Source organism: Bacillus cereus group sp. BcHK124, from assembly GCF_027712065.1.
Lineage (GTDB): Bacteria > Bacillota > Bacilli > Bacillales > Bacillaceae_G > Bacillus_A > Bacillus_A pacificus.
The window spans coordinates 26555-48399 of the sequence record NZ_JAQFPJ010000027.1; the positions used below are offsets into that span (position 1 = coordinate 26555).

Genomic DNA, 21845 nt, shown 5'->3' on the forward strand with positions numbered 1-21845 from the left:
GCAGGTTGTGAGTGGAATCATTACTATTTTAGGATTAGGTGCTGGTGAATTAGATCAGTTAACGATGGGTGTATATCGAAAAATAAAAGAAGCAGATCACATGTTTGTTAGAACGAAGGAACATCCCGTTATAGAAGAGTTGGAGAAAGAAGGTATACAATATACTGCCTTTGACAATGTATATGAAGCACATGATACATTTGAAATTGTATATGAAACAATTGCGAATACATTGTTAGAACAAGCTGAAGATACAGAAATCATCTATGCTGTTCCAGGGCATCCGCTTGTAGCGGAAAGAACGGTTCAGCTACTATTGGAAAAAAGTGAAGTAGCGAATGTTGAAGTGCGAATTGAAGGTGGGCAAAGTTTCCTTGATCCTATGTTTGCAAGTCTTAAGATTGATCCGATTGAAGGGTTCCAATTAATTGACGCCACATCATTTGAAAGAGGACAATTAGAATTACGTCAACACTTAATCTTTTGCCAAGTATATGACGCATTCGTTGCATCAGATGTGAAATTAACATTAATGGAGATGCTGCCAGATGATTATGAAGTGTATATCGTAACAGCTGCGGGGACTTCATTTGAGCAAGTGAAAAAGGTGCCGTTGTACATGTTAGATCATGAAACGGAGTTGAATAACTTAACGAGTGTATATGTACCACCAGTTCAGGAACGTGCGTCCTTATATCAACAGTTTGATGTACTTCGAGAAATTATTGCAGACCTTCGTGGTCCAAATGGTTGTCCGTGGGATAAAAAGCAAACACATCAATCTTTAAAGAAGTATTTAATTGAGGAAGCGTATGAAGTGTTAGAAGCAATTGATGAAGAGGATGATGATCACTTAGTAGAAGAACTGGGTGATGTATTATTACAAGTTATGCTTCATGCCCAAATCGGAGAGGACGAAGGTTGGTTCTCTATAGATGATATTATTCGAACTTTATCTGAGAAAATGGTTCGTCGTCATCCGCATGTATTTGGGAATACGGATGTAAATAATGCCGATGAAGTAATTGCCAATTGGGAAGAAATTAAAAAACAAGAAAAAGGGTTTGTAAAAGAATCTGTTTTAAATGGAGTTCCAAAAAGTTTGCCGCAGTTACTACGCGCTTATGAAATCCAGAAAAAAGCTGGTAAGGTTGGTTTCGATTGGGTGGATGTACAGCCGATGATAGAGAAAGCCTTAGAAGAATGGCAAGAGTTCCAACAAGAAGTCGCAAACATGGATGAGGCGAAGATGTTAAGTGAATTTGGCGATTTACTATTTGCGTTTGTTAATATAGCTCGTCATTATAAAATAGATCCAGAAGAAGCGTTACGTTCAACAAATGAGAAATTCGTCAGTCGTTTTTTATACATGGAAGCAAAGGTAGCTGAAATGAATAAAGAGATGCAAGATTTATCATTAGAGCAGTTAGATGTTTTCTGGGAAGAGGCAAAACAAACAGAGCGTTAATAGGGGGATTTAATATGCGTCTAGATAAGTTTTTAAAAGTATCACGTTTAATTAAAAGAAGAACATTGGCGAAAGAAGTAGCTGATCAAGGAAGAATATCCATTAACGGTCAAGTGGCAAAAGCGAGTTCGGATGTGAAAGTAGCTGATGAATTAACAATTCGTTTTGGTCAAAAAATAGTAACTGTAAAAATAAATGAATTGAAAGAAACGACTAAAAAAGAAGATGCAGCAAATATGTATAGCTTAGTTCGTGAAGAAAAAGTAAAGGTCGAAGAAGGCTTGTTCTAAAATCGATTATCCCTTCATACATTACTATTAGCTAGTATAAATGTATGGGGGGATTTACGTGAATAATGGTTACTCACCTATGTCTTCTAATCAACAAAATGTTTCTGTAGAGCATGATATTATTATGCGTGGCAGACGTGTAATTGATATTACCGGTGTAAAGCAGGTAGAGAGTTTTGATAGCGAAGAGTTTTTACTTGAGACTGTAATGGGCTTTTTAACAATTCGTGGTCAAAATTTGCAAATGAAAAATTTAGATGTAGAAAAAGGTGTTGTATCGATTAAAGGGAAAGTTCATGAGATGCTGTATATTGATGAGAATCAAGGGGAGAAAACTAAAGGCTTCTTTAGTAAGTTGTTTAAATGAGTCTAACAATTCAGTTGTATACGATGCTCTCAATGATCGGAATGGGTGCTTGGATTGGAGCGTCTTTAGATACATACCAACGATTTTTAAAACGTCAAGAACGTAAGCGTTGGATTGTATTTATACATGATATACTATTTTGGATTGTCCAAGCATTATTCGTTTTTTACGTATTGCTTCTTGTAAATGAAGCTGAACTACGTATATATGTATTTTTAGCATTATTATGTGGTTTTGCGGCATATCAAAGCATGTTGAAAGCAATATACATGAGACTGTTAAATTTTCTCATCTATATTTTTGTGCAAACAACACACTTTTTTGTTCAAATTATACAGCTACTCATGATAAAACCTGTTATTATTATAGCGCAGCTATTTATTGCATTTATATTATTCTTATTTCGTATACTGCTTTCAATTGGACATGTGTTATGGAAAATGGTGATTTGGATATTACTTTTCATATGGAAAGTTTTTTTCTGGCCTGTTCGATTTATTGCTTCGCTCATATGGAAACTTCTCCCTAATCGTGTTAAACTTTTTATAATGAAGCATGTAGGGTTCCTGCAATATATAGCAAAATTGAAGGGACATATCTTCCAATTATGGGAGCGTATAAAAAAGAAGTTAGGGGGACCTCGGAAATGAGGGAACTGAGACAAAGAACAATCGAAAAACAGAGTCCAAATCCTGTTAAAGAGCATATAATACAAACGGATGAGAACAGGAAGCGACTTTATCGCCGTTTAGCGGTTTTTCTTGTCTTTGCTTTTACAATTATTGCGAGTATTAGTGTAACGTTTTATCAACAAAACAGTTCCATTAAAGCAAAAGAAGCAAAAGTTAAGGACATGAAAAAAGAACTGGATTCATTAACGAACAAAGAAAAGAGTCTAAAAGACGAAGTTCAAAAGTTAAATGATGAAGAGTACGTATTAAAGATTGCTAGAAGGGATTATTTCTTCTCTGGAAAAGGGGAGATAATTTTTCCTGTTTCTAAGTAGAGTATGTCTTATTGACACTATATTTTAGGATTATATATAATAAAGTAAAATTTGACTTTTTAACCACTAAGGAGGAGCATTTTTTTTATGTCAATCGAGGTAGGCAGCAAGTTACAGGGTAAAGTAACAGGTATTACAAATTTTGGGGCTTTTGTGGAGCTGCCAGAAGGCTTAACGGGTCTTGTTCATATTAGTGAAGTTGCTGATAATTATGTGAAAGATATTAACGATCACTTAAAAGTGGGCGACCAAGTAGAAGTAAAAGTTATTAACGTTGAAAAAGATGGTAAGATCGGTCTATCTATTAAAAAAGCGAAAGAGCGTGAAAAAACAGAAGGAGATCGTCCACGTGGTGAATACCAACGCGGTGGTGATCAACAACGTTCTGGACGTCCACAACGTAATCGTTCTTTCAACAGAGATAACCGTGGTGGCGGTAACGACCGCGCTCCAAAAGAAACATTCGAGCAAAAGATGGCACGTTTCTTAAAGGACAGTGAAGATCGTTTAACTTCTTTAAAGCGTAACACTGAATCTAAACGTGGTGGCCGTGGCGCACGTCGCGGATAATAAGAACGTTTAATTCTTAGAATATAGAGAGGTGCCCAGGGCGATTGCTCAGGGTGCTTTTTTATATGTGAAAATATATTTTTAAAAAAGTTTTCAAGATGTGTTGACTTTAAATTATATCTGAGGTAAGATACTAATTGTCCGTTAAATAAGACGACATGGCGGTGTAGCTCAGCTGGCTAGAGCGTACGGTTCATACCCGTGAGGTCGGGGGTTCGATCCCCTCCGCCGCTATATTTAATTTAACGGCCCGTTGGTCAAGTGGTTAAGACACCGCCCTTTCACGGCGGTAACACGGGTTCGAATCCCGTACGGGTCATCTAAAAAGATCATGCAAATGCGCATGATCTTTTTTTGTTAAATAAATTAAGACATACAACACTTCTACAAAATCACCCTATATTTTCTGAATGTTCGATTAAAATATTAAAAATAAAATACATACTGTGTATATATGTAGAGTTATTTCGAATAAAAAGTCGAACGATTATAAAAGTGAAAACTGTTGTTTTGACAAAAATCCCAATAATCATCTTTTATAATGACAGTAATTAAACTATGCAGGTGGTGTTAAAAATATGCCTAAAGCAGGAAGGAATACTATGAATACAAGTGCATTGGCAATGAATGAAGGTCAGCTTGGAGGAGTAAAGTGGACGAGTAAGTTGCGAATGAAGTTTGAGCAAGTTTTCTTTAGATGGGGATTTATTATTGTTGTTATTGGTTTTCTTTTGGGACGAGCATATATATTAACAAACATTTTACCGTTTGCACTGCCGTTTTTTGCTGCTGTTTATGTTATGAAGCGGGATAAAATGCCGCTCGCGTTCTTGGCTCTAATGGGGGGCGCACTTTCAGTTTCGATAGATAATTTATTCTTTACCTTTGCATCTATTTTTACTTTCTTCATTTATAATATCTTCTTTAGTCGGTTTACACGTAAAACTGTTGGACTTGTACCATTCCAAGTATTTATCTCCGCATTAACTGCACATTTAGTTGTCGTATATTTTGCACAACAAACTGTTACCATGTACGATTTACTCGTTAGTACGATTGAGGCAGGGCTTAGCTTCGTATTAACTATGATATTTTTACAAAGTGTCCCGCTTTTAGTAGAAAGAAAAGGGAAACAACAAGCGTTAGAGACAGAAGAAATTGTTTGTTTAATTATATTACTAGCATCTGTTTTAACTGGTACAACAGATTGGTTCATATATGACGCTTCTATTCAACATATTTTTACTAGGTATTTAGTGCTTGTGTTTGCGTTTATCGCAGGAGCGGCTACAGGATCTACAGTAGGGGTCGTCACTGGGTTAATATTAAGCTTAGCAAATGTCTCTAGTTTGTCCCAACTTAGTCTGCTTGCTTTTTCTGGATTGCTTGGTGGTTTGTTAAAAGAAGGGAAACGCTTAGGTGTTAGTTTAGGTTTATTAATTGGGACAAGCTTGATTACGCTATATGTAGACAAGCAAACAAACATTGTGACAACTTTAATTGAATCTGGTGTGGCGATTGCTTTCTTTTTATTAACACCGAAACTTGTTATGGATCGTATTGCTAAATTTATGCCAGGTACACAGGAGCATTCGCAAGATCAACAACAGTATTTAAGAAGGATGCGTGATGTTACAGCGAATAAAATCAATCAATTTGCCAATGTATTTGCTGCTTTATCTAATAGCTTTTCTGTATATGGATATGTGGAGGAGGAAGATAAAGAGACGGAGGCAGATTTGTTTTTAAGTACAATTACTGCAAAAACATGTCAAACATGTTTTAAAAAGGACCAATGCTGGGTAGTTAATTTCGATAAAACGTACGATTATATGAAACAAATAATGAGCGAAACAGAAGAAGGAACTCTGCAGCATAATCGGAAGTTAGTTCGTGAATGGGACAAGCATTGTGTGAGAGGAAAGAAAGTGACGGATTTAGTAGCAGGTGAATTAGATCACTTCTATGAGGGACAAAAATTACGAAAACAAATGAAAGAAAATCGTAGAATAGTAGCAGAGCAATTGTTAGGTGTATCAAAAGTTATGGAGGATTTTGCCAAGGAGATACAAAGGGAAAGAGAAAATCATCAAGTACAGGAAGAGCAGATTCTGCAAGCATTTCGTGATTTTGGTGTAGAAATAGAGCATGTTGATATTTATTGTTTAGATAGAGGAAGTATTGATATTGAAATGTTGATTCCAGTTGCATCTAATGAACATGGAGAGTGTGAAAAATTAGTTGCACCAATGCTTTCTGATATCCTGAAGGAAAACATAGTTGTGAAACATGAAGAAAAATCTTCTTATCCGAACGGCCACAGTTTAATATCATTTGGTTCAGCAAAAACGTATTCCCTTGATACCGGCTTGGCCACAGCCGCGAAAGGCGGTGGGTTTGTTTCGGGTGATTCTTATGCAATGATGGATTTAAGTGTTGGGAAATATGCCCTTGCAATTAGTGATGGCATGGGAAATGGGCAAAGAGCTCATATGGAGAGTAAAGAAACAGTGAAATTATTACAAAAAATACTTCAGTCAGGCATTGATGAGGAGATAGCGATTAAATCTATTAACTCTATTCTTTCTTTAAGAACAACAGAAGAGATGTTTACGACATTAGACTTAGCTATGGTAGATTTGCGGGATGCGAGTGCGAAGTTTTTAAAGATTGGATCGACGCCGAGTTTTGTTAAACGCGCAAATAATATTTTGAAAATTGAAGCAAGTAATTTACCAATGGGAATTATTGAGGATGTTGAAGTTGATGTAGTGGGTGAGCAATTAAAAACAGGTGATATTCTTATTATGATGAGTGATGGGATTTTTGAGGGCGCGCAGCATGTGGAGAATCATGAATTATGGATGAAGCGGAAAATTAAAGAATTACAAACTGAAGATCCGCAAGAAATTGCTGATATCATTATGGAAGAGGTGATTCGATCTGGCGATGGTTATATAAATGATGATATGACTATTGTAGTAGCGAAAGTGAAGAAAAATATGCCGAAGTGGGCTACCATTCCAATTGTAGGAATGCAAGCGCAATAAAGTGAAACTTGAAATATGATGTTTCTTTCTAAAAACCTAGGTGGATGCCTAGGTTTTTTTGCTTTAAAAGATAATATTATTATTTTTGTGAATATGTACGAATGATGTAAGATAAAAATGTAATTTTTGTATATCTTTTTTTTGCACAATGTTTGTAAAAGTTGTACCATTATAAACAAGGTAACTAACGTTGCTGTTCTTGTTTAATGAAAGGTGATTACGAAGTTGAAAGATACATTTGTTGAAAAGGTAGATGACTTTGTAAAGCAGCATGATGTATTAAAGGAACGCTCAACAATTGTTGTAGGTGTTTCTGGTGGTCCTGACTCTGTGGCTCTTCTATATTATTTGTTAGAAAAAAGAGCAGCAAAACAGTTTGAGATTGTAGTGGCGCATGTGGATCATATGTTTCGAGGTGATGAATCTCATGAGGACCTACAGTTTGTGCAAGACCTTTGTAAAGAGCTAGGAGTTATTTGCGAAACGATAAGGATTAATGTGTCGCAATATCAACAGCAATACGGGATGAATGCACAAGTTGCTGCTAGAGAATGCAGATATGCATTTTTGGAAAGAATAATGAAGAAATATGATGCGAGGTATGTAGCTCTTGGACATCATGGTGATGATCAAGTAGAGACAATTTTAATGCGCCTTGTACGAGGGAGTACTCCGAAAGGATATGCAGGCATTGCAGTGAAGCGTCCTTTTCATAATGGGTATTTAATTAGGCCGTTACTTGGAGTAACGAAGGAAGAGATTGTTGATTACTGTCATAAGTTAAAAATAATTCCTCGTATAGATCCAAGTAATAAAAAGGAAGTATATACAAGGAATCGATTACGTAAATATGTTCTTCCTCATTTGAAAGAAGAAAATCCACAAGTGCATGAGAAATTCCAAAAATTTAGCATGCAGATGCAAGAGGATGAGGCGTATTTGCAGGAATTAGCTTTTGAGAAAATGAATAAAGTAATTACCAAAAAAAGTGATAAACAAATTAGCTTATCAATTCCTGCCTTTGAATCCATGTCTATGCCTTTACAAAGAAGAGGGATTCAACTAATATTAAACTATCTTTATGAATATAAGATTCCATCTTCTCTTTCCTCTATACATATTGACAAAGTGATTGAGTTTTTTAAGCGGACACAACCTTCGGGTTCACTTGATTTCCCAGGTGATTTAAAAATTGTTCGCGCATACGAGGAGTGCAGCTTTGGATTTAAACAAGAAATTGTTTCCCCTTTTTTACAAGATTTATCAGTGCCCGGGACAATTACGCTATCGAACGGGGATAAGCTTGTAACAGAGGTGAGCGAAGATATACCAAGTAACATGAATGAAACAGTTTTTGTTGCTAAGTATAATGATATATCATATCCACTTCGTATTCGTTCTAGAGAAAATGGAGATCGCATGTCAATACAAGGTATGAATGGCACCAAAAAGATAAAAGCTATTTTTATCGAAGCGAAAGTACCAAGAGAAAAAAGAGAAGAATGGCCGGTCGTTTGTGATGCAAGAGGGAATGTTATTTGGTTACCCTTGTTGAAGCGATCTGCATTTGCTATCTCGAAAGAGACAGCAAAGAAGGATAAATATATGATTATTCACTACAAAAGCAAGGAGTCTTCCGGGAGGATAATGAAATGATGAATCAAGATATCGAAAAAGTATTAATTTCTGAAGAGCAAATACAAGAAAAGGTGCTCGAATTAGGCGCAATTATTGCAGAGGATTATAAAAATACAGTACCTCTTGCGATTGGTGTACTAAAGGGTGCAATGCCATTCATGGCAGATTTATTAAAGAGAACAGATACATATCTTGAAATGGATTTTATGGCTGTATCTAGTTACGGTCACTCAACTGTTTCAACAGGCGAAGTGAAAATTTTAAAAGACCTTGATACTTCTGTAGAAGGTCGCGATATTTTAATCGTTGAAGATATTATTGATAGTGGTCTTACGCTAAGCTACTTAGTAGACCTATTTAAATATCGTAAAGCGAAGTCTGTAAAAATTGTTACGTTATTAGATAAACCAACAGGCCGTAAGGTAGATTTGAAAGCGGATTATGTTGGATTTACTGTACCGCATGAATTTGTTGTAGGGTATGGATTAGATTATAAAGAGCAGTACCGTAATCTTCCTTATGTAGGAGTATTAAAACCAAGCGTTTACTCAAATTAATTAAATACAGGCGTCACAATTGTATAGGAAAGTTTTTCTATGTTACGATTTACTATAGTGTTTATGCCGTGAGAGGAGGTTAGGAATGAATCGTATCTTCCGTAATACCATCTTTTATTTACTGATATTCCTAGTAGTAATTGGAATCGTGAGCTATTTTAATGGTTCGACACAAAAAACGACATCAGTTAGCTACGATAAATTCATTACTAAACTAGAAAAAGGTGAAGTTCGTAATGTGCAACTTCAACCGAAAAATGGTGTGTTTGAGGTAAAAGGACAATTTAACAACTCTAGCCAAGGAGAACAATTTGTTACTTACGCACCAAATACTGAGGAATTACAAAAGAAAATTAATGACAAAGCGCAAGGTGCTGAAGTTAAGTATCAACCAGCAGAAGAAACAAGTGCTTGGGTAACATTCTTTACTTCTATCATTCCGTTTGTTATTATCTTCATTTTATTCTTCTTCTTGTTAAACCAAGCTCAGGGCGGCGGTAGCCGTGTTATGAACTTCGGGAAAAGTAAGGCGAAGTTATATAATGACGAAAAGAAAAAGGTTCGTTTCAGAGATGTTGCTGGGGCGGATGAAGAGAAACAAGAGCTTGTTGAGGTAGTTGAATTCTTGAAAGATCCTCGTAAGTTCGCTGAAGTTGGTGCCCGTATTCCGAAGGGTGTTCTATTAGTTGGACCTCCAGGTACAGGTAAAACTTTATTAGCACGTGCTGTTGCAGGTGAGGCAGGCGTTCCGTTCTTCTCTATCAGTGGTTCTGACTTCGTAGAGATGTTCGTCGGTGTCGGTGCATCACGTGTACGTGATTTATTCGAAAATGCAAAGAAAAATGCTCCTTGTATCATTTTCATTGATGAAATTGATGCAGTAGGACGTCAACGTGGTGCGGGTCTTGGTGGTGGCCATGATGAGCGCGAGCAAACGTTGAACCAATTACTTGTTGAAATGGATGGCTTCGGTGCAAACGAAGGTATTATTATCATCGCTGCGACAAACCGTCCTGATATTCTTGACCCAGCATTATTACGTCCAGGTCGTTTTGACCGTCAAATTACAGTAGATCGTCCAGATGTAAATGGCCGTGAAGCTGTACTGAAAGTACATGCTCGTAATAAACCGCTTGATGAGAATATCAACTTAAGAGCAATTGCAACTCGTACACCGGGATTCTCTGGTGCCGATCTTGAAAACTTATTAAACGAAGCTGCGTTAGTAGCTGCGCGTCAAGATAAGAAGAAAATTGATATGAGTGACATTGATGAAGCAACGGATCGTGTTATTGCAGGTCCGGCTAAGAAAAGTCGTGTTATCTCTGAAAAAGAACGTAATATCGTTGCTTTCCATGAAGCAGGCCATACTGTAATTGGTGTTGTTCTTGATGAAGCAGATGTCGTTCATAAAGTAACAATTGTCCCTCGTGGTCAAGCTGGTGGATATGCAGTAATGCTTCCGAAAGAAGATCGTTACTTCATGACAAAGCCAGAGTTACTTGATAAAATTACTGGTTTACTTGGTGGTCGAGTAGCCGAGGAGATTGTATTTGGTGAAGTGAGTACAGGTGCTCACAACGACTTCCAACGTGCGACTGGCATTGCAAGACGTATGGTAACGGAATTTGGTATGAGTGATAAGCTTGGACCAATGCAATTTGGTAGCTCACAAGGTGGTCAAGTGTTCTTAGGAAGAGACTTCCATTCAGAACAAAACTACAGTGATGCAATTGCACACGACATCGATGTGGAAATGCAAACGATTATGAAAGAATGTTATGCTCGTGCAAAAGACATTCTTACTGAAAATCGTGATAAGTTAGATCTTATTGCAAAAACGTTACTTGAAGTAGAAACGTTAGATGCTGAGCAAATCAATCATTTATGTGATTATGGCAGATTGCCAGAACGTCCAACATCTTCAGCTGATGTGAAAGTAAACATCAACATGAAGAAGGATGATGAAGAATCAGAAGATAATTAAGAAATGAAGGAGTGACGGTGGTCACTCCTTTTTTTATTTGTGTAACGAAATGAAGTAGAAAAAGAATTTAAATAAATCTGGTATTAAAAATTGAAATAGGGAGTAATCTTTTTGTAAAATGATGAGGACAGAAAAGCTGATTATATAAGTATGTGTGATATGATGTTTTTATAAGTTTTATACATACTGCACAAATATAGATTAAATAAGATAAGTGGTGAGAATATGATTTTTGTATTGGATGTAGGGAACACAAATGCTGTACTGGGCGTGTTTGAAGAGGGGGAACTTCGTCAACATTGGCGCATGGAAACAGATCGTCATAAGACAGAAGATGAATATGGAATGCTTGTAAAACAGTTGCTTGAGCATGAGGGTCTTTCGTTTGAAGATGTGAAAGGTATTATCGTGTCTTCAGTCGTACCACCAATTATGTTTGCTTTAGAGCGCATGTGTGAAAAGTATTTTAAAATTAAGCCGCTTGTAGTAGGCCCTGGAATAAAAACGGGGCTAAATATTAAATATGAAAATCCACGTGAAGTAGGTGCGGATCGAATCGTAAATGCAGTAGCAGGAATTCACTTATATGGAAGTCCGCTTATTATTGTCGATTTTGGTACGGCTACTACATATTGTTATATTAACGAAGAAAAGCATTATATGGGTGGCGTTATTACACCGGGAATTATGATTTCAGCAGAGGCTTTATATAGTAGAGCGGCAAAACTTCCTCGTATTGAAATTACAAAACCAAGCAGTGTTGTTGGGAAGAATACGGTAAGTGCGATGCAATCTGGTATTCTTTATGGTTATGTTGGACAAGTGGAAGGTATTGTTAAGCGCATGAAAGAGGAAGCTAAACAAGAACCAAAAGTTATTGCAACAGGTGGATTAGCGAAATTAATTTCAGAAGAATCGAATGTAATTGATGTTGTAGATCCATTTTTAACATTAAAAGGTTTGTATATGTTATATGAGCGTAATGCAAATTTACAGCATGAGAAAGGTGAATAAATATGAAAGATTATTTAGTAAAAGCGTTAGCGTTTGATGGTGAAGTGCGTGCGTATAGTGTACGTACTACAAATACGGTAAGTGAGGCGCAAAGACGTCATGATACATGGAGAACAGCTTCAGCAGCACTTGGTCGTTCTTTAACTGCAGGTACAATGATGGGTGCAATGTTAAAAGGTGACCAAAAGCTAACGATTAAGGTAGAAGGTAATGGCCCGATTGGTCCGATCTTAGTAGATGCTCATGCAAATGGGGATGTGCGTGGTTATGTAACGAATCCACATGTTGACTTTGAAGGAACAGAACAAGGGAAATTACGTGTATATCAGGCGGTAGGTACTGAAGGATTTGTAACGGTAATTAAAGATATTGGTATGCGTGAGCCGTTTATTGGTCAATCTCCAATTGTTTCAGGAGAATTAGGAGAAGACTTCACGTATTATTTTGCAGTTTCTGAGCAGACGCCTTCTTCTGTAGGTGTTGGTGTCCTTGTAAATGGAGATGATAGCATATTAGCAGCGGGTGGATTTATTCTTCAAATTATGCCAGGTGCACAGGAAGAAACAATTTCATTCATTGAAGAGCGTTTACAGAAGATTCCTCCTGTATCAACATTGATCGAACAAGGGCTTTCTCCAGAAGAGTTACTGTATGCAGTCCTTGGAGAAGATAAGGTAAAAGTATTAGAAACGATGGATGTTCAATTTAATTGCACATGCTCTCGCGAACGTATCGAGAGTGTGTTAATTAGTTTAGGTAAAACGGAGTTAGAGCAAGTTCGTGAAGAAGAAGAAGAAACAGAAGTTCATTGTCATTTCTGTAATGAGCGATACAAGTTCTCTAAAGAAGACATTACAAATTTAATTGAGAATTTGTAATAAGGCAATTCCCCCTCTAAATACATTGACAAACAGGGAATTTTCTGACAAAATCTAAATATAGATAAAACCAATAAAAATACTCGGTGTTAGGAGTGACAGGAATGCGAGTGGCACAATCAGTTTCAGAATTAATCGGGAAAACGCCGATCGTTAAGTTGAACCGCATCGTAGAATCAGACAGCGCAGATATATACTTAAAATTAGAATTTATGAATCCAGGGAGCAGTGTTAAAGATCGTATCGCATTAGCTATGATTGAAGATGCTGAGAAAAAAGGATTATTAAAAGAAGGCGATACAATCATTGAACCGACAAGTGGTAACACGGGAATTGGTTTAGCGATGGTAGCGGCTGCTAAAGGATATAAGGCAATTTTAGTAATGCCAGAAACAATGAGTATTGAACGTCGTAATTTATTACGTGCTTACGGTGCGGAATTAGTATTGACTCCAGGGCCTGAAGGAATGGGTGGAGCAATTCGTAAAGCGACTGAATTAGCAAAAGAGAATGGTTACTTTATACCACAACAGTTCAAAAACCAATCGAATCCAGAAATTCACCGTTTAACAACAGGTCCAGAAATTGTTGAACAAATGGGCGACCAATTAGATGCGTTTATTGCAGGTATTGGTACGGGTGGAACGATTACTGGTGCTGGTGAAGTGCTGAAGGAAGCGTATAAAGATATTAAAATTTATGCAGTAGAACCTGCGGATTCACCAGTATTATCCGGTGGGAAACCAGGTCCACATAAAATCCAAGGAATTGGGGCTGGATTTATCCCAGAGACATTGGATGTAGAAGTATATGATGAAATTGTTCAAGTGAAAACGGAGCAAGCGTTTGAATATGCAAGAAGAGTGGCGAAAGAGGAAGGTATTCTAGTTGGTATCTCTTCTGGAGCAGTTATTTATGCAGCAACAGAAATTGCGAAAAAGTTAGGCAAAGGGAAAAAGGTACTTGTTATTATCCCAAGTAACGGTGAACGTTATTTAAGTACACCACTTTATCAATTTGAGTCTTAATTATATGTGATTGAAAAAGCATCCTTGAAAAAGGATGCTTTTTCTTTTTGGATTGGAAATAGGAAAAGAGTGAATGACTAGAAAACTTCATGTAAAATAAGAGGTAGTATAATTAATTTATTTTCACTAGCCCTCGAGTATAATCATTCTCCATATACATAACACATGTAGTTTGAAATGATTAATCTAAGAGGGTGGGATAAAAGAAGACGGGGTGTTGATATGCAACGAAGAAAATCTTTAGCGCTTTCTATTCCATATCAGTTAGATTTCTTTAAGCAATATAAATTTCTTTCTAAGGATAAACCGCAACATATTTTGTTAGAGAGTGGGCGTGGCGGTCGTTATAACATTGTGGGGTTAAACCCGGTAGCGGTAATCCGAGGGAAGGGTGAAACGTTACATATAAGTGAAAGTGGTAAGGAAACAATAAAGCAAGGAAACCCATTAGATTTAATGCAGGAATATATGGAGCGATGGAAAACGGATTATAATCCGGAATACCCGCCTTTTCAAGGTGGTGCAATTGGTTATTTTAGTTATGATTGCATCCGTTATATTGAAAAACTTCCTTCTCTTGCGGAGGATGATATTAATATACCTGATATATTCTTTTTATTATTTGATGATGTGTTTGTGTATGATCAAGAAGAAAAAGTATTATGGATTATTACACATTATGCAGATAAGCATGAAGAGGCAAAAGAACGATTAAATGAATGGAAGGTTCTTTGGACGACAGAAGCGCCAGAAGTGACTATGACGTTTGCGTGCCCTGAAAAGAAAAGTGAAGCAGTTGCTTTTACTGAAGAAGGTTTTATGAAGGCAGTTGAATGTATTCAAGAATATATTGGTGCTGGTGATGTGTTCCAAGTGAACTTGTCAACAAGACAAGAAAGAACGTTACAAACACACCCATTAGAAATTTATACAAGTCTTCGCAAAATTAATCCATCTCCATATATGGGTTACTTGGAGCTTGGGGATTTTCAAATTGTTAGTGGATCGCCGGAGTTGCTAATTAAGAAACAAGGAACTGAAGTAAGTACAAGACCAATTGCTGGAACGAGATCTAGAGGGGCGAATGAGCAAGAGGATGAAGAGTTGGCAAGAGAATTAATTGAGAATGAAAAGGAACGAGCAGAGCATGTCATGCTTGTAGATTTAGAGCGAAATGATTTAGGGCGTGTTTGTAAATATGGCACTGTAGAAGTAGATGAATTTATGGTAATTGAGAAATACTCACACGTTATGCATATTGTTTCTAATGTGCGTGGTGAGGTGGAAGAAGATAAAGATGCTTTTGATTTAGTGAAGGCTGTATTCCCTGGGGGGACAATTACTGGTGCCCCGAAAATACGTACGATGGAAATTATTGAAGAACTAGAACCTGTTCGCCGAGGGATTTATACAGGTTCAATTGGTTGGATTGGTTATTCTGGAGATACAGAATTGAATATTGTGATTAGGACACTTCTTGCTAAAGATGGAAAAGCACATGTACAAGCGGGAGCGGGAATTGTAATTGATTCAAATCCGGAAAATGAATATAAAGAGTCGTTAAAAAAGGCGATTGCTTTATGGCGTGCAAAAGAACGTAGCGAAGAAACGGTTAGGTGAGAGAAATGATATTAATGATTGATAATTATGATTCTTTTACATTTAATTTAGTGCAGTTTCTTGGAGAACTTGGACAAGAGCTTGTTGTTAAACGTAACGATGAAGTGACTATTTCGGATATTGAGAATATGAAACCAGACTTTTTAATGATTTCGCCAGGTCCATGTAGTCCGAATGAGGCAGGGATTAGTATGGAGGTTATTCGATACTTCGCTGGAAAGATTCCGATTTTTGGGGTTTGTCTAGGGCATCAATCTATTGCGCAAGTGTTTGGTGGAGAGGTTGTCCGTGCAGAGCGATTAATGCATGGGAAAACATCACTTATGCATCATGATGAGAAGACGATTTTTTCGGATATCCCTAATCCATTTACTGCGACGCGCTATCATTCCCTTATTGTTAAGAAAGAGACATTACCGGAGTGCTTAGAGGTAACATCTTGGACGGAAGAAGGGGAAATTATGGCGCTCCGTCATACAACATTACCGATTGAAGGTGTACAGTTCCATCCGGAATCTATTATGACTTCTCACGGAAAAGAGTTGTTGCAGAATTTCATTCGTAAATATAGTCCAAGTGTGACATCATGTTAATTTACGTAAATGGTCAGTATGTAGAAGCGAGTGAAGCGAGAATTTCGCCGTATGACCACGGTTATTTATATGGACTTGGAGTTTTCGAGACGTTTCGTATTTATAATGGTCATCCTTTCTTATTGGATGATCATTATGACCGTTTAATAGATGCGCTGGATACGTTGCAAATTAAATGGTCGATGACGAAAGATGAAGTAATGCTTATTTTGAAGAATTTACTCGTTAAGAACAAATTAGAGCATGCGTATGTCCGTTTTAATGTATCGGCGGGTATAGATGAAATTGGATTGCAAACAGAAATGTATGAAGAGCCGTCTATTATTGTTTTTATAAAACCTTTAGCGGCCCCGGGAGATGTAGTGGAAAAAGAAGGGGTTGTCTTAAATCAAGTGAGAAATACACCAGAGGGTGCATCTCGCTTGAAGTCTCACCATTATTTAAATAACATTTTGGGGAAACGCGAAATAGGCAATGTTGTGAATAAGGAAGGTATTTTCCTTACTGAAACAGGTTATGTTGCAGAGGGGATTGTTTCGAATCTCTTTTTTGTAAAAGGTGATATTTTATATACACCTTCTTTAAAAACGGGGATTTTAAATGGTATCACTCGTGCGTTTATTATAAAGGTTGCTGAAAAGATGGGTATAGAAGTAAAGGAAGGTCTCTTTACAAAAAATGAATTACTTTCAGCCGATGAAGTCTTCGTAACAAACTCGATTCAAGAAATTGTTCCGCTTAATCGTATAGAGGGGCGAGATTTCCCGGGTAAAGTAGGTTTGGTTACAAAAAGATTTATGAATCTTTATGAAATGCAGAGAGAGAAATTGTGGAGCAGAAATGAATTACGAAGAGGAGATGTGTAGTTTGAAGTGGGATTATGATTTGCGCTGCGGCGAATATACATTGAACTTAAATGAAAAAACGTTAATTATGGGGATTTTAAATGTAACACCAGATTCGTTTTCTGATGGTGGGAGTTACAACGAGGTAGATGCTGCAGTGCGCCATGCGAAAGAAATGCGAGAAGAAGGTGCTCATATTATTGATATTGGTGGCGAATCTACTCGTCCGGGCTTTGCTAAAGTATCGGTGGAAGAAGAAATAAAACGAGTTGTTCCAATGATTCAGGCTGTTTCAAAAGAGGTGAAATTGCCTATTTCTATCGACACGTATAAAGCGGAAGTTGCAAAACAAGCAATTGAAGCTGGTGCTCATATTATTAATGATATTTGGGGAGCGAAGGCGGAACCAAAAATCGCTGAAGTTGCAGCTCATTACGATGTACCTATTATCTTAATGCATAATCGCGATAATATGAATTATCGTAATTTAATGGCTGATATGATTGCTGACTTATATGACAGTATTAAAATTGCTAAAGATGCTGGCGTGCGAGATGAGAATATCATTTTAGACCCAGGTATTGGTTTTGCTAAAACGCCTGAACAAAATTTAGAAGCGATGCGTAATTTAGAACAGTTAAACGTACTAGGTTATCCAGTTCTCTTAGGTACTTCGAGAAAGTCCTTTATTGGGCATGTGCTAGATTTACCGGTAGAAGAACGTCTTGAGGGGACGGGAGCTACCGTTTGTCTTGGTATTGAAAAGGGTTGTGAGTTTGTTCGTGTTCATGATGTGAAGGAAATGGCGCGTATGGCTAAGATGATGGATGCGATGATTGGTAAGGGGGTAAAGTAATTGGATAAAATTTATATTCATGATATGGAGTTTTACGGTTATCATGGTGTATTCCCAGAGGAAAATAAATTGGGCCAGAGATTTAAAGTGGACTTAACGGTGGAATTGGATTTGAAACAAGCAGGAGAAAGTGATGACTTAGAGCAGTCTGTTAATTATGGAGAGCTTTTCGAATTATGTAGGAAAGTTGTAGAAGATAGAACATATAAGCTTGTAGAGAGTATTGCTGAAAATATTGCTACAGATATATTGAAACAATATGAGAGTATTTCAAGATGTACGATAAAGGTAATTAAACCAGATCCGCCGATACCGGGACATTATCGTGCTGTAGCGGTAGAAATTACGAGAGAACGTCCATGAATAATATAGCTTACATTGCATTAGGTTCAAATATTGGAGAACGTTATACGTATTTAACTGAAGCGATTCAGTTTCTGAATAAAAATCCTTATATCAAAGTTGAGGATGTTTCGTCTGTATATGAGACGGAACCGGTTGGCTATACTGACCAGAGTTGCTTTTTAAATTTAGTTATAAAAATTTCTACCAATTTATCACCGCAAGAATTATTGAAAGTAACGCAAAAAGTAGAAAATGATCTAGGAAGAAAAAGGGAAATTAGGTGGGGACCTAGGACTATCGACCTTGACATTTTACTATATAATCAAGAAAATATTGAAGCAGAGAATCTTATTGTTCCGCATCCGCGGATGTTCGAAAGAGCTTTTGTTATCGTTCCGTTGTTAGAGATTAATCAAGATATAAAACAAAACATTTCACGTTCACAAGTAGAAGAAATGAAAAGGCGAGAGGGAGTAACGGTATGGAAGCAGAAAAATGGGGAAGACGCATTCGTGCTTTTCGAAAACTAAAAGGTTATACGCAAGAAGGTTTTGCAAAAGAATTAGGGGTATCTGTATCTGTTTTAGGTGAAGTTGAGCGAGGGAATCGATCGCCTTCCCAAGACTTTGTAGTGGAAGTTGCTAAAGCATTAAAGGTCTCGATAGATGAGCTAATGCCAAAGTGACCATGAAGGAAGGAGTAAATCGAGTGTTAAAAATCGCAAATATTGAGATGAAAAATCCGGTTGTATTAGCACCGATGGCGGGAGTGTGTAACTCTGCATTCCGTTTGACAGTAAAAGAGTTCGGTGCAGGCCTAGTTTGTGCTGAAATGGTAAGTGATAAGGCGATACTACTGAACAATAAAAGAACATTAGATATGTTATATATTGATGAGAGAGAAAAGCCATTAAGTTTACAAATTTTTGGTGGCGAGAAAGAAACTCTTGTAGATGCTGCGAAATACGTAGATCAATATACGACAGCAGACATCATTGATATTAATATGGGATGCCCAGTACCGAAAATCGTTAAGTGTGATGCAGGAGCAAAGTGGCTTTTAGACCCAAATAAAATATATGAAATGGTAGCGGCAGTTGTAGATGCTGTAGAAAAACCAGTTACAGTTAAAATGCGTATTGGTTGGGATGAGGATCATATTTTCGCAATCGAGAATGCGAAAGCTGTTGAGCGTGCTGGTGGACAAGCGGTAGCGGTTCATGGGCGCACACGAGTACAAATGTATGAAGGAAAAGCGGATTGGGATATTATTAAACAAGTAAAGCAAGCTGTAAATATCCCTGTTATCGGAAATGGTGATGTCGCAACGCCGCAAGATGCAAAGCGTATGCTTGATGAAATTGGTGTAGATGGTGTTATGATTGGCCGCGCTGCCCTTGGAGATCCATGGATGATTTATCGTACGGTAAAGTATTTAGAGACGGGTGAATTAATGCCAGAACCGACAGTACGTGAGAAAATTGACGTATGTATGTTGCATCTAGATCGTCTGATCGATTTAAAGAATGAAAATGTCGCTGTAAGAGAGATGAGAAAGCACGCAGCTTGGTATTTAAAGGGCATTCGTGGTAATGCAACTGTACGTAATGGTATCAATGCTTGTAATACGCGTGAAGACTTAGCGAATGTATTAGGTACATTTGTAGAAGAAGTAGAAGCGAAACAACAAACAATTCACGTTGGTTAATAATAGGAAGGGAAGATTGACATTCTTCTATACACTTCCTATAATTACGTGAAAGAAAGAAGAACTGCCAGTTAGTTGCTGGCAGTTTTTCTAGTTGAGTAGAAAATGCTATACTGTATATATTGTAAAAATTAATAGAGCTGGAGTGATATCAATACCATGGATAACATGAACCACGAAGAATTAAACGACCAATTGCTTGTTCGTCGTGAAAAGCTACATAACTTACGTGAGCAAGGGATCGATCCGTTCGGTAAACGTTTTGAACGTACAAATGCAACAAATGAATTATTAAGCCTATATGGAGAGTTCTCTAAAGAAGAATTAGAGGAGAAAGAAATCTCTGTTTCTATTGCTGGTCGTATTATGACAAAACGCGGTAAAGGAAAAGCTGGATTTGCGCATATTCAAGATTTACATGGACAAGTTCAAATTTATGTTCGTAAAGATGCTGTTGGAGATGAAGAGTACGAATTATTTAAAACAGCAGATTTAGGTGACTTAGTAGGTATTGAAGGTAAAGTTTTCAAAACGAACGTTGGAGAACTTTCGGTGAAAGCAACGGGCTTTACGCTATTAACGAAATCTCTTCGTCCATTACCGGATAAATATCATGGACTAAAAGATGTTGAACAACGCTACCGTCAACGTTACTTAGACTTAATTACAAGTATGGAAAGCCGTGAAACATTTGTTACTCGCAGTAAAATCATTCGTGAAATGAGAAGATACTTAGATGACAATGGTTATCTTGAAGTGGAAACACCTATGATGCACGCAATTGCAGGTGGAGCTTCTGCGCGTCCTTTCATCACGCACCATAATGCGTTAGATATGGAATTATATATGCGTATCGCAATTGAACTTCATTTAAAACGCCTTATTGTGGGTGGATTAGAAAAAGTTTATGAAATCGGCCGTGTATTCCGTAACGAGGGTGTATCAACTCGTCATAATCCCGAGTTTACGATGATTGAATTATATGAAGCGTATGCTGATTATAAAGATATTATGAAACTAACAGAAAATATGGTTGCTCATATCGCGAAGCAAGTACTAGGTACAACAACAATCCAGTATGGTGATTATGAAATTAATCTAGAACCAGAATGGACACGTCTTCATATGGTAGATGCAATTAAAGAACATTCTGGAGCAGATTTCTGGAATCCGATGAGTGTAGAAGAAGCGCGTGAACTTGCAAAAGAACATAATGTAGAAATTAAGGATACAATGGAAGTTGGTCATATTATTAATGAATTCTTCGAGCAAAAAGTAGAAGATAAATTAATCCAACCAACATTTATTTACGGTCATCCGGTAGAAATTTCGCCACTTGCGAAAAAGAATGACGAAGATCCACGATTCACAGATCGTTTCGAATTATTTATTGTTGCACGTGAACATGCAAATGCATTCACTGAATTAAATGATCCAATCGATCAGAAAGAACGTTTTGAAGCACAATTAAAAGAACGCGAACAAGGTAATGATGAAGCTCACATGATGGATGATGATTATATTGAAGCTCTTGAGTATGGTATGCCTCCTACAGGTGGACTAGGAATTGGTATTGATCGTCTTGTTATGTTATTAACGAATGCACCATCTATTCGTGACGTACTATTATTCCCTGCTATGCGTCATAAACAAGACTAAGCTTTGGAGATTTCTCCAAAGCTTTTTTGTTTGAGTATGAGCGTGAGGCATTAGATGTCGATGTTGGAAGAAATTATATTTATATAGAAGAAAAGTGCTGTTTTTATACTTTTTTACTAAGTTAAAAATTTTATTAGAAAAACTATTGCATTTTAATAATCAAACTGGTATATTTATATTCGTTGCCACGAAAGGTAACAAGCAAAACAAACGAAAAACAACTTATTGAAAAAAGTTGTTGACGAAAATATAACGAAATGTTATATTAATAAAGTCGCTTCTGAGCGACAAAGTAGTTCTTTGAAAACTGAACGAAACAAACAACGTGAAACGTCAATTTTTATTTTATGATGCTAGACAAACTAAC

The 21845-nt window shown here is 37.0% G+C and carries 22 protein-coding genes and 2 tRNA genes; all 24 read left to right on the forward strand.

Translation table 11 applies throughout. The features are described from left to right. Positions 1-7 precede the first annotated feature (7 nt). The 24 genes from mazG (at position 8) to lysS (ending at position 21478) form a co-directional block, all read left to right on the forward strand. Positions 8-1468, forward strand: a complete 1461-nt coding sequence (gene mazG / locus PDK19_RS24555; RefSeq protein WP_000014256.1) for a nucleoside triphosphate pyrophosphohydrolase — start codon at positions 8-10, stop codon at positions 1466-1468. A 14-nt stretch (positions 1469-1482) separates the two neighbouring features. Continuing rightward, on the forward strand, positions 1483-1758 hold the full coding sequence (locus tag PDK19_RS24560) for an RNA-binding S4 domain-containing protein (RefSeq protein ID WP_014893381.1): 276 nt from the start codon (positions 1483-1485) through the stop codon (positions 1756-1758). Positions 1759-1816: 58 nt separating this feature from the next. Further along, complete coding sequence (gene yabP, locus PDK19_RS24565) at positions 1817-2125, forward strand: sporulation protein YabP (protein WP_001059101.1); 309 nt, start codon at positions 1817-1819, stop codon at positions 2123-2125. Then, entirely contained in the window at positions 2122-2775 is a 654-nt protein-coding gene (gene yabQ / locus PDK19_RS24570) for a spore cortex biosynthesis protein YabQ (RefSeq protein WP_000059762.1), read from the forward strand. The genes yabP and yabQ overlap by 4 nt, the downstream gene beginning before the upstream one ends. Beyond that, the gene (gene divIC / locus PDK19_RS24575) at positions 2772-3131 is read left to right on the forward strand and encodes a cell division protein DivIC (protein ID WP_001208736.1); all 360 of its coding nucleotides are present in this window, start codon (positions 2772-2774) and stop codon (positions 3129-3131) included. The genes yabQ and divIC overlap by 4 nt, the downstream gene beginning before the upstream one ends. An 87-nt stretch (positions 3132-3218) precedes the next feature. Beyond that, complete coding sequence (locus tag PDK19_RS24580; protein ID WP_000021452.1) at positions 3219-3701, forward strand: S1 domain-containing RNA-binding protein; 483 nt, start codon at positions 3219-3221, stop codon at positions 3699-3701. Positions 3702-3861: 160 nt separating this feature from the next. Continuing rightward, positions 3862-3935 (forward strand) — tRNA-Met (locus PDK19_RS24585). Between the two features lie 13 nt (positions 3936-3948). Then, a tRNA-Glu gene (locus PDK19_RS24590) sits at positions 3949-4020 on the forward strand. A 259-nt stretch (positions 4021-4279) separates the two neighbouring features. Next, complete coding sequence (gene spoIIE / locus PDK19_RS24595; RefSeq protein WP_001123528.1) at positions 4280-6751, forward strand: stage II sporulation protein E; 2472 nt, start codon at positions 4280-4282, stop codon at positions 6749-6751. 225 nt (positions 6752-6976) lie between these two features. Further along, positions 6977-8407, forward strand: coding sequence for a tRNA lysidine(34) synthetase TilS (tilS, locus tag PDK19_RS24600; protein ID WP_000655454.1), 1431 nt, complete (start codon positions 6977-6979; stop codon positions 8405-8407). Continuing rightward, positions 8404-8946, forward strand: coding sequence for a hypoxanthine phosphoribosyltransferase (gene hpt, locus PDK19_RS24605; protein WP_000981838.1), 543 nt, complete (start codon positions 8404-8406; stop codon positions 8944-8946). The genes tilS and hpt overlap by 4 nt, the downstream gene beginning before the upstream one ends. Positions 8947-9031: 85 nt before the next feature. Further along, positions 9032-10933, forward strand: coding sequence for an ATP-dependent zinc metalloprotease FtsH (ftsH, locus tag PDK19_RS24610; protein ID WP_270708159.1), 1902 nt, complete (start codon positions 9032-9034; stop codon positions 10931-10933). A 225-nt stretch (positions 10934-11158) separates the two neighbouring features. Further along, the gene (locus PDK19_RS24615) at positions 11159-11947 is read left to right on the forward strand and encodes a type III pantothenate kinase (RefSeq protein ID WP_000578367.1); all 789 of its coding nucleotides are present in this window, start codon (positions 11159-11161) and stop codon (positions 11945-11947) included. A 2-nt stretch (positions 11948-11949) separates the two neighbouring features. Continuing rightward, a complete protein-coding gene (gene hslO, locus PDK19_RS24620) occupies positions 11950-12825 on the forward strand; it encodes a redox-regulated molecular chaperone HslO (protein ID WP_000656366.1) in 876 nt (291 codons plus the stop codon). Positions 12826-12929: 104 nt separating this feature from the next. Beyond that, entirely contained in the window at positions 12930-13853 is a 924-nt protein-coding gene (cysK, locus tag PDK19_RS24625) for a cysteine synthase A (protein WP_001261701.1), read from the forward strand. A 222-nt stretch (positions 13854-14075) separates the two neighbouring features. Then, positions 14076-15473: an aminodeoxychorismate synthase component I gene (gene pabB / locus PDK19_RS24630; protein WP_270708160.1), complete on the forward strand. Its 1398-nt coding sequence runs from the start codon at positions 14076-14078 to the stop codon at positions 15471-15473. A 5-nt stretch (positions 15474-15478) separates the two neighbouring features. After that, positions 15479-16066, forward strand: coding sequence for an aminodeoxychorismate/anthranilate synthase component II (gene pabA, locus PDK19_RS24635; RefSeq protein WP_000602301.1), 588 nt, complete (start codon positions 15479-15481; stop codon positions 16064-16066). Next, positions 16060-16932 carry an aminodeoxychorismate lyase gene (gene pabC / locus PDK19_RS24640; protein WP_270708161.1) on the forward strand — a complete coding sequence of 291 codons (873 nt, stop codon included), beginning with the start codon at positions 16060-16062 and terminating at the stop codon, positions 16930-16932. The genes pabA and pabC overlap by 7 nt, the downstream gene beginning before the upstream one ends. After that, positions 16907-17767, forward strand: a complete 861-nt coding sequence (gene folP / locus PDK19_RS24645) for a dihydropteroate synthase (protein WP_016716243.1) — start codon at positions 16907-16909, stop codon at positions 17765-17767. The genes pabC and folP overlap by 26 nt, the downstream gene beginning before the upstream one ends. Continuing rightward, positions 17768-18130: a dihydroneopterin aldolase gene (gene folB, locus PDK19_RS24650; protein ID WP_000358060.1), complete on the forward strand. Its 363-nt coding sequence runs from the start codon at positions 17768-17770 to the stop codon at positions 18128-18130. After that, entirely contained in the window at positions 18127-18642 is a 516-nt protein-coding gene (gene folK / locus PDK19_RS24655; protein WP_001059445.1) for a 2-amino-4-hydroxy-6-hydroxymethyldihydropteridine diphosphokinase, read from the forward strand. The genes folB and folK overlap by 4 nt, the downstream gene beginning before the upstream one ends. Then, positions 18594-18797: a helix-turn-helix domain-containing protein gene (locus tag PDK19_RS24660; RefSeq protein ID WP_000387027.1), complete on the forward strand. Its 204-nt coding sequence runs from the start codon at positions 18594-18596 to the stop codon at positions 18795-18797. The genes folK and PDK19_RS24660 overlap by 49 nt, the downstream gene beginning before the upstream one ends. 23 nt (positions 18798-18820) lie before the next feature. Beyond that, entirely contained in the window at positions 18821-19819 is a 999-nt protein-coding gene (dusB, locus tag PDK19_RS24665; protein WP_000912258.1) for a tRNA dihydrouridine synthase DusB, read from the forward strand. A gap of 159 nt (positions 19820-19978) precedes the next feature. Beyond that, on the forward strand, positions 19979-21478 hold the full coding sequence (lysS, locus tag PDK19_RS24670) for a lysine--tRNA ligase (RefSeq protein ID WP_000369678.1): 1500 nt from the start codon (positions 19979-19981) through the stop codon (positions 21476-21478). The last annotated feature ends 367 nt before the right edge of the window (positions 21479-21845 follow it).

Coding starts and splice junctions, on each gene's coding strand:
- PDK19_RS24560 (WP_014893381.1), top strand. CDS start 1,483: ATGCGTCTAGATAAGTTTTTAAAAGTATCACGTTTAATTAAAAGAAGA.
- spoIIE (WP_001123528.1), top strand. CDS start 4,280: ATGCCTAAAGCAGGAAGGAATACTATGAATACAAGTGCATTGGCAATG.
- PDK19_RS24660 (WP_000387027.1), top strand. CDS start 18,594: ATGGAAGCAGAAAAATGGGGAAGACGCATTCGTGCTTTTCGAAAACTA.
- pabC (WP_270708161.1), top strand. CDS start 16,060: ATGTTAATTTACGTAAATGGTCAGTATGTAGAAGCGAGTGAAGCGAGA.
- pabA (WP_000602301.1), top strand. CDS start 15,479: ATGATATTAATGATTGATAATTATGATTCTTTTACATTTAATTTAGTG.
- PDK19_RS24615 (WP_000578367.1), top strand. CDS start 11,159: ATGATTTTTGTATTGGATGTAGGGAACACAAATGCTGTACTGGGCGTG.
- ftsH (WP_270708159.1), top strand. CDS start 9,032: ATGAATCGTATCTTCCGTAATACCATCTTTTATTTACTGATATTCCTA.
- hslO (WP_000656366.1), top strand. CDS start 11,950: ATGAAAGATTATTTAGTAAAAGCGTTAGCGTTTGATGGTGAAGTGCGT.
- PDK19_RS24580 (WP_000021452.1), top strand. CDS start 3,219: ATGTCAATCGAGGTAGGCAGCAAGTTACAGGGTAAAGTAACAGGTATT.
- lysS (WP_000369678.1), top strand. CDS start 19,979: ATGGATAACATGAACCACGAAGAATTAAACGACCAATTGCTTGTTCGT.
- hpt (WP_000981838.1), top strand. CDS start 8,404: ATGATGAATCAAGATATCGAAAAAGTATTAATTTCTGAAGAGCAAATA.
- yabQ (WP_000059762.1), top strand. CDS start 2,122: ATGAGTCTAACAATTCAGTTGTATACGATGCTCTCAATGATCGGAATG.
- divIC (WP_001208736.1), top strand. CDS start 2,772: ATGAGGGAACTGAGACAAAGAACAATCGAAAAACAGAGTCCAAATCCT.
- pabB (WP_270708160.1), top strand. CDS start 14,076: ATGCAACGAAGAAAATCTTTAGCGCTTTCTATTCCATATCAGTTAGAT.
- folP (WP_016716243.1), top strand. CDS start 16,907: ATGAATTACGAAGAGGAGATGTGTAGTTTGAAGTGGGATTATGATTTG.
- folK (WP_001059445.1), top strand. CDS start 18,127: ATGAATAATATAGCTTACATTGCATTAGGTTCAAATATTGGAGAACGT.
- cysK (WP_001261701.1), top strand. CDS start 12,930: ATGCGAGTGGCACAATCAGTTTCAGAATTAATCGGGAAAACGCCGATC.